The following is an 8089-nucleotide window of genomic DNA, read 5'->3' as shown; positions in this document are numbered from 1 at the left end:
ACCTTCGGCTTCATCGAGGCCTGGTACAACCCGGCCAGGCTCCACTCAGCCTTGGGCTACCGTTCGCCCATGACCTCCGAGAAGGAGCAGCAGCAAGCCGTCGCTGCACACGCGTAATCAGCCAGGCTCACCACCGTCCACGTGAGCGGGCCAGACCCAGACCGGACACACAGCCGCACCTCACGGCATAGCCGTTACCAGACCAAAATTCTGCTTGCGCCCATGGGGGGGCATCCACCCACGGGGCGGTTCAGGTCCTCGCGCCCCGTCATGCCTTTGGCAGGCGGTCCTGCAACTCCGCCGCGGTCGCGGCGAGGATCCGATCGGACAGTGCCGGGTCGTCCACGGCACGGGCCAGGATCAGGGCACCGATCATGCCCGCGAGCAGCGCCAGCGCCTGCTCCTCCGGCGCCTCGTGCCGACGCCCGGGCAGCATCGCGGCGAAGCGCGCCACCCGCTCCCGCAGCCCATCGGTGAAGACCTTGCGGAGGGCCGGACCCTGTCGCGGCATCTCGCACCCGAGCGCGGCGAAGGCGCAGCCCTGGCCAGGCGCGTCGCGATGCCGCGGCGAGAGATAGCGCCCGATGGCCGCGGCAAGCTCGGCGGGGCCGCCCTCCGCCGGGAGGCGGGACAGCGCGCTCTCCGTGAGCGCATGCTCCACCGCCGCCGCCGCCAGCCGCTCTTTGGAGCCGAACTGGCTGTAGAGGCTGCCATGGGTCAGCCCTGCCGCCTCGGTCAGCGCATCGACGCCGACCCCGGACAGCCCCCGCTCGCGAAAGAGCCGCGCGGCCTCGGCGAGGATCCGCGCCCGGTTCTCCGCCGCCTGCTCCTTCGAGACCCGCACCTTTGCCTCCCAATCCTGTGCGCTCTTGCCGCTTGACAGTTTTAATGGCGCGCGCAACCTAAGTCAAACATGGCGACCGCCATCAAAAAGCGGCCGCTCCCAACCAGGGGCATAGCATGCGCATCCTCGTCCTCGGCGCCGGCGCGATCGGCGGCTATTATGGGCTGCACCTGGCGGAGGCGGGGGCCGAGCTCGGCTTCCTGGTCCGGGAGCGGCGGGCAGCGCAGCTCCGGCAGGACGGCCTCGTGGTCGCCAGCCGCGGCGAGGAGCGCCGGCGGTCGGTGCCCACCCTGCTCGCCGGCGGGATCGACCGGCCCTTCGACCTCATCCTCCTCACCTGCAAGGCCTATGACCTCGATGCTGCGATCGAGGCAGTCGCGCCGGCGGTGGGGCCGGAGACGGCAGTACTGCCGTTGCTGAACGGCATTGCGCATCTCGACAGGCTGGACGCGCGCTTCGGTGCCGACCGCGTGCTGGGCGGCGCCGCCTACATCGCCACGACGCTCGGTGCCGACGGCATCGTCCGCCATGCCAGCCCCGGCGACCTGATGCTCTTCGGCCGGCGCGACGGCGAGGCCCCCTGGCAGGTCGAGGCGCTCGCCGGGCTCTTCGCCCGCACGCCGGTCACCGCCCGCGCCTCCGGCACCATCCTGCAGGACATGTGGGAGAAGTGGTGCATGCTGGCCGCCGGCGCGGCCCTCACCTGCCTCCTGCGCGGCACGGTCGGCGAGATCATGGCGACCGAAGCCGGCCGCAGCATTGCGGAGGCGATGATCGCGGAATGCCGCGCCATCGCCGCGGCGCATGGCCACGCGCCGCGCCCGGAGGCGGCCGCGCAGGCGCAGCGCATGCTCACCGACCCGGCCTCGCGCTGGGCCGCCTCCATGGCGCGCGACCTCGAGGCGGGGGCGCCGCGGCTCGAGAGCGAGGCGATCCTCGGCGACCTGATCCGCCGCGGCGCCGCCGCCGGCATCGCCGCGCCGCTGCTGGCCGCGGCCCATAGCCAGTTGCAGGTCCACGGCGCCCGCCCGGCGGCCGCCTGATCCCCCTGACACCCACGAACGGAGACTTCCCATGGCATCCTCCATCGCCGGCGGCGCCGCCCTCGTCACCGGCGCCTCCGCCGGCATCGGCGCCGTCTATGCCGAGCGCTTGGCACGGCGCGGCCACGACCTCGTCCTGGTCGCGCGCAGCGGGCCGAAGCTGGAGGCGCTGGCCGCGCGCCTGCGCGAGGCGACCGGCCGCCGGGTCGAGGCGCTGCCGGCCGACCTGCAGCGGCCGGAGGACCTGCTGCGCCTGGAGCATCGCCTGCGCGAGGATGCGGGCATCGCCATGCTGGTGAACAATGCCGGCACTGCCCTGGCCGGCCCGGTCGCCGGCGCGGATGCCGCGCGGCTGGACGCCATGGTGCAGCTCAATGTCGTGGCCGCCACGCGCCTCGCCGCCGCGGCCGCGACCGGCTTCAAGGCGCGCGGCGCCGGCACGCTGGTGAACATCGCCTCCGTCCTCGGCCTGGCGCCGGAGCGCTTCAACGCCGTCTATGCTGCCAGCAAGGCCTTCGTGCTGGCGCTCAGCCAGGGCCTGGATGCGGAGCTGCGCGGCAGCGGCGTGCGGGTGCAGGCGGTGCTGCCCGGCGCCACCCGCACCGCCATCTGGGAGATCGCCGGCGTCGACGTCGCCAGCCTGCCGCCGGAGATGGTGATGGAGGCCGAGGAGATGGTGGATGCCGCCCTCGCCGGGCTCGATGCCAGCGAGCTGGTGACCATCCCCTCCCTCCCCGATGCGGCGGACTGGGAGAGGCTGGATGCCGCGCGCCTGACGCTCGGCCCCAACCTGTCGCGCAACCACGCCGCCGAGCGCTACCTGCGCGGCGAGTTGCCGGCGGAGGCCGGCGCGTGAGCGCGACCGCGGCGCCCGGCCTCGCCGCCGGGCTGAACCCGCGCACGCGGCGCCTGCTGCACGACCCGATCCTGCCGACGCTGCTGCGGCTGGCCTGGCCGAACCTGCTGATCATGCTGGCGCAGGCCTCGACCGGGCTGATCGAGACCTGGTGGGTCTCGCATCTCGGCACCGAGGCGCTGGCCGGCATGGCGCTGGTCTTCCCGCCGGTCATGCTGATGCAGATGGTCTCGGCCGGCGCCATGGGCGGCGGCATCTCCTCGGCCGTCGCGCGGGCGCTCGGTGCCGGCCGTCGGGAGGATGCCGATGCGCTGGTGCTGCATGCCGTCGTCATCAACCTCGGCCTCGGCCTGGTCTTCTCCGCGGTCATGCTCGGCTTCGGCCGGCCGATCTACCGGGCGCTGGGCGGCGAGGGCGGGGCGCTGGAGGCGGCGCTCGCCTATTCCAACGTCGTCTTCCTCGGCAACCCGCTGCTCTGGCTGATGAACGGGCTGGCGAGCGTGATCCGCGGCACCGGCAACATGCTGGTCCCGGCGCTGGTGATCTGCGCCGGCGTGGTGCTGCTGGTGCCGCTCTCGCCGCTGCTGATCTTCGGCCTCGGCCCCTTCCCCGCGCTCGGCGTCGCCGGCGGCGGCACGGCGCTGGTCGCCTTCTACGTCATGGGCTGCGTGGCGCTCGGCTGGTACATCCTGTCCGGCCGCAACCTCGCGCACCTCCGCGCCGTGCCGCTGCGCTGGCCGATGCTGCGGGAGATCCTGCGCATCGGCGCGGTCGCCGCCATCACCTCGCTGCAGACCAACGTCACCATCGCGCTGCTGACGGCGCTGGTCGCCGACCATGCCGGGCTCGACGCCGTCGCCGGCTTCGGCACCGGCGCGCGGCTGGAATACCTGCTGGTGCCGCTCGCCTTCGGCCTCGGCGCGCCGCTGGTCGCCCTCGTCGGCACCAATATCGGCGCGGGGCAGCGGGAGCGTGCGCTGCGCATCGCGCTGACCGGCGGCGCCGTCGCCTTCGCGCTGACCGAGGCGGTGGGCCTGGCCGCCGCCTGCTTCCCCGGCGCCTGGCTGGCGCTGTTCAGCGCCGAGCCGGGGATGATCGCGGCGGGCAGCCAGTACCTGCGCATCGTCGGGCCGGCCTATGGCTTCTTCGGCCTCGGCATGGCGCTCTACTTCGCCTCCCAGGGCGCGGGCCGGCTCGCCTGGCCGCTCGGCGCCGGCTTCCTCCGCATGCTGGTCGCGGCCGGCGGCGGCTGGCTGGCGCTGCGCCTCACCGGCTCGCTCGGCGGCCTCTTCGCCGCCGCGGCCGCGGCGCTCGTGCTCTACGGCAGCCTCCTCGCCCTCGCCGTCCGCGGCGGCGCCTGGTTCCGCCGCGCCCGCGATTAGGCCCCGCCCCAAGCCATTGCAGGAGACCGCATGATCGAGCTCACCATCAACGGCCAGACCCACCGCCTGGACATCGAGGCGGACACGCCGCTCCTCTGGGCCATCCGCGACACGCTCGGCATGACCGGGACGAAATACGGCTGCGGCATCGCGCAATGCGGCGCCTGCACGGTGCATGTGGACGGCCAGGCGACGCGCTCCTGCGTCACGCCGGTCGAGGCCGTCGCCGGCGCGCGGGTCACCACCATCGACGCGATCGGGCAGGACCCGGTGGGCCGGCGCGTGGTGGAGGCCTGGGTGGCGCGGCAGGTGCCGCAATGCGGCTACTGCCAGTCCGGCCAGGTGATGGCCGCGACCGCCCTGCTGCAGCAGACGCCCAATCCCTCGGACGAGGACATCGCCGCGGCGATGACCAATCTCTGCCGCTGCGGCACCTACAACGCCATCGCGGATGCCATCCGCCACGCCGCGGCCGGCTGAGGAGCGACCCGATGGATGGCATGATCCCGGCCTTCGCGCAGCCCGCCGCGCTCGGCCTCTCCGCCCGGCCCGCCAACCTGTCCCGGCGCGGCCTGCTCGGCCTCGGCGCCGGCGCGCTCGTCCTCGGCGTCGCCCTGCCCGGCCGCATGGCCCACGCGCAGCGGGAGGGCGCGGCCGCCGCGGCGCCGCGCCCCGGCACCCGCGTCCCCGCCTTCCTCGAGATCCGGCCGGACGGCACGGTGCGGCTGCTGAGCCCCTTCGTCGAGGGCGGCCAGGGCATCGCCACCGCCATGGCGCAGATCATCGGCGAGGAGCTGGATGTCGAGCCCGCGCGCTTCACCGTGGACTGCGCCCCGCCCGGCGCCGACTACCTCGTGGTGAACGGCATCCGGATGACCGGCGGTTCCTACTCCACCCGGTCTTCCTACGCGATCATGCGCCGGCTCGGCGCCACCGCCCGCGACCTGCTGGTCCGCGCCGCAGCGCTGGAATGGAAGCTGCCGGAGGCCGAGCTGACGACCGAGGCCGGCCGGGTCCTGCACCGCGCCTCCGGCCGCAGCCGCGGCTATGGCGAGCTCGCCCCCGCCGCGCTGGCCCTGCCGCCGAAGGAGACCGTGCCGCTGCGCGACCCCGCGACCTTCCGCTGGATCGGCAAGCCGGTGCCGCGGCTCGACATCCGCGACAAGTCCACCGGCCGCGCCCGCTACAGCATCGACCAGCGGGTCGAGGGCATGCTGCAGGCGGCGGTGCAGCACGCACCCCGGCTCGGCGCCGAGCCGGACGCGCTGCTGAACGAGGCCGAGGTGCGGGCGATGCCCGGGGTGCAGTCCATCCATCGCCTCCCCGGCGCGGTCGCGGTGCTGTCCGAGAGCTGGTGGCGCGCGCGCCGCGCGGTCGAGGCGCTGCAGGTCGCATGGAAGGACGGCCCGGGGGGCGACAAGGCCGGCCTGCCGGCCGACTTCTCCTCGGCCGGGATGCTGGCCTCGCTCCGGGCCGAGCGCGGCGCCGGCGTGCCGGCCGAGAGCGAGGGCGATGCCGAGGCGGCGCTGCGCGGCGCGGCGAAGGTGGTGGAGGCGGAATACGACGCGCCCTACCTGGCGCATGGGCAGCTCGAGCCGCCCTCCGCCCTCGCCCGCTTCAACCCCGACGGCACGCTGGAGCTCTGGGCGCCGAACCAGATGCCGGAAGTCTTCCAGGCCGTGGCGGCCAAGCTCGCGGGGCTGGAGCCGGCGCAGGTCACGCTGCATTCGCCGATGCTGGGCGGCTTCTTCGGCCGGCACTTCCTCTACGACCATGCCAATCCCTTCGTGCAGGCGATCCTGCTGGCGAAGGCCGCGGGCCGGCCGGTGAAGGTGCTCTGGAGCCGGGAGGAGGAGTTCGGCCGCGACGCGCTGCGGCCGCTCGGCTTCGCCCGCTTCCGCGCCGGGTTGGACGCGGCCGGGATGCCGGTCGCCCTGCATGCCAAGGTCGTCGGCGAGGGCCCGATCGGCCGCTACTTCGGTGCCGTGCTCGGCACCTCCCCGGTCGATCCCTCGGTGGTCGAGGGCATCGTCGAGAAGCCCTATGCCATCCCGCACCGGCGCATCGACTATGTCCGGCAGGCGCACCCGGTGGTGATCGCCTTCTGGCGCTCGGTCGGCCATTCGATGAACGACTACTTCTACGAGTCCTTCCTCGACGAGGTGGCCGAGGCCGGCGGCCAGGACCCCTTCGCGCTGCGCATGGCCCTGCTGCGGGACCGGCCGCGCCAGCGCGCCCTGCTGCAGGCGGTGGCCGATCTCTCCGGCGGCTGGAAGCGCGGCCCCTTCGAGGCGGAGGGCGGCAGGCGTGCCCGCGGCGTCGCCATGGCGACGCCCTTCGGGACCGAGGTGGCGACCATCGCCGAGGTCTCGATCCGCGACGGCGAGGTCGCGGTGCACGATGTCTGGGTGGCGATCGACCCCGGCTCCATCGTCAATCCCGCCATCATCGCGGCGCAGGTGCAGTCAGCCGTCGCGCTCGGCCTCTCCTCCTCGCTGCTGGAGGAGGCGGTGTTCGAGAACGGCGCGCCGAAGGCGCGCAACTTCGACGCCTATCCGATCCTGGCGCGCGACCGCATGCCGCGGGTGCATGTGAGGATCGTCGAGAGTGGCGCGCCGATGGGCGGCATCGGCGAGCCGGGCCTGCCCGGCGTGCCGCCGGCGGTGGCCAATGCGGTCGCGGTCCTGACCGGACGGCGCGTCCGCAGCCTGCCCTTCGCGAAGACCCGGTTCGGCAGCGTCTGAGCGGCGGACCATATCTTGGAGGCAGAGAGCATGACCAGCAGCAGCGACATCCTCCTGTGCCATCCGGTGCGCACCGCGATCGGCGCCTACAACGGCACCCTGAAGGGCGTGCCAGCGACGGAGCTCGGCGCCACGGTGGTGCGCGAGACCCTGGCCCGCTCCGGCCTCGCGCCGGAGAAGGTCGGCAGCGTCGTCCTCGGCAATGTCGTCCAGGCCGGCAACCGGATGAACCCGGCGCGGCAGGCGGCGATCGGCGGCGGCCTGCCGGTGACCGTGCCGGCGATGACGGTGAACCGCGTCTGCGGCTCCGGCGCGCAGGCCATCGTCACCGCGGCGCAGGAGATCGCCGCCGGCCAGCACCAGGCCGCGATCGCGGGCGGCATGGAGAACATGGACCGCGCGCCCTATCTGCTGGATGGCGGCCGCTGGGGCTACCGCATGGGCCCGGCCGAGATCCACGACAGCATGCTGCGCGACGGGTTGAACGACGCCTTCTCCGGCGAGCACTCCGGCTGGCACACCGAGGACCTGGTCACCCGGGCGCAGCTCAGCCGGGAGGCGCAGGACCGCTTCGCGGCGCGCTCGCAGCAGCGCTTCGCGGCGGCGCAGGCGGCGGGCAAGTTCGACGCCGAGATCGTCGCGGTGGCAGTCAAGGGCCGCAAGGGCACCGAGGCCTTCGCGCGGGACGAGGCGCCGCGGCCCGAGACGACGGTGGAGGGGCTGGCGAAGCTGCGCCCCGCCTTCCGGCCGGAGGGCAGCATCACCGCGGGCAACGCGCCCGGCCTCAATAGCGGCGCTGCGGCCATGGTCGTCGCCAGCCGCAGCTTCGCCGAGGCGGAGGGTCTGCAGCCCAGCGCGCGCCTCGTCGCCTATGGTGTCGCCGCCGTCGAGCCGGGCCTCTTCGGCCTCGGCCCGGTGCCGGCGGTGCGGCAGGCGTTGGAGCGGGCGGGCTGGAGCATCGGCGACCTCGAGCGGATCGAGATCAACGAGGCCTTCGCCGCCGTGCCGCTCGCCGTCGCGCAGGAGCTCGGCCTGCCCGAGGACATCGTGAACCCGGAAGGCGGTGCCATCGCGCATGGCCACCCGATCGGCGCGACCGGCGCGGTGCTGCTAACCCGGCTGCTGCACGCGATGCGGCGCGACCGGCTGCGGCGCGGCATGGTCACGCTCTGCATCGGCGGCGGCCAGGGCATCGCGCTTGCCGTGGAAGCCGCCTGATG

General features: G+C 74.2%; 7 protein-coding genes. 6 read left to right on the top strand and 1 reads right to left on the bottom strand.

The window, feature by feature from the left end:
* Window positions 1-268: 268 nt before the first annotated feature.
* The gene (locus Q7A36_RS36945) at window positions 269-844 is read right to left on the bottom strand and encodes a TetR/AcrR family transcriptional regulator (protein WP_305108797.1); all 576 of its coding nucleotides are present in this window, start codon (window positions 842-844) and stop codon (window positions 269-271) included.
* Window positions 845-960: 116 nt separating this feature from the next.
* Here Q7A36_RS36945 and Q7A36_RS36940 point away from each other — a divergent pair, with 116 nt between their 5' ends.
* Genes Q7A36_RS36940 through Q7A36_RS36915 form a run of 6 tightly spaced genes read left to right on the top strand, consistent with a single transcriptional unit; the run spans window position 961 to window position 8087 of the window.
* Window positions 961-1887 (top strand): 2-dehydropantoate 2-reductase, encoded by a 927-nt coding sequence (locus Q7A36_RS36940; protein ID WP_305108796.1) that lies wholly within the window; start codon window positions 961-963, stop codon window positions 1885-1887.
* Window positions 1888-1918: 31 nt separating this feature from the next.
* Window positions 1919-2743 carry an SDR family NAD(P)-dependent oxidoreductase gene (locus tag Q7A36_RS36935; protein ID WP_305108795.1) on the top strand — a complete coding sequence of 275 codons (825 nt, stop codon included), beginning with the start codon at window positions 1919-1921 and terminating at the stop codon, window positions 2741-2743.
* Window positions 2740-4125: an MATE family efflux transporter gene (locus tag Q7A36_RS36930; protein ID WP_305108794.1), complete on the top strand. Its 1386-nt coding sequence runs from the start codon at window positions 2740-2742 to the stop codon at window positions 4123-4125. Before Q7A36_RS36935 ends, Q7A36_RS36930 begins: the two co-directional genes overlap by 4 nt.
* A 30-nt stretch (window positions 4126-4155) precedes the next feature.
* Complete coding sequence (locus Q7A36_RS36925) at window positions 4156-4605, top strand: (2Fe-2S)-binding protein (RefSeq protein ID WP_305108793.1); 450 nt, start codon at window positions 4156-4158, stop codon at window positions 4603-4605.
* A gap of 11 nt (window positions 4606-4616) precedes the next feature.
* A complete protein-coding gene (locus tag Q7A36_RS36920; RefSeq protein WP_305108792.1) occupies window positions 4617-6869 on the top strand; it encodes a xanthine dehydrogenase family protein molybdopterin-binding subunit in 2253 nt (750 codons plus the stop codon).
* Window positions 6870-6899: 30 nt separating this feature from the next.
* A complete protein-coding gene (locus tag Q7A36_RS36915) occupies window positions 6900-8087 on the top strand; it encodes a thiolase family protein (protein WP_305108791.1) in 1188 nt (395 codons plus the stop codon).
* The last annotated feature ends 2 nt before the right edge of the window (window positions 8088-8089 follow it).

It is taken from the genome of Paracraurococcus lichenis, from assembly GCF_030657435.1.
Lineage (GTDB): Bacteria > Pseudomonadota > Alphaproteobacteria > Acetobacterales > Acetobacteraceae > Paracraurococcus > Paracraurococcus lichenis.
The sequence above is the reverse complement of the archived record's forward strand: the minus strand, read 5'-3'. Positions and strand labels throughout refer to the sequence as shown.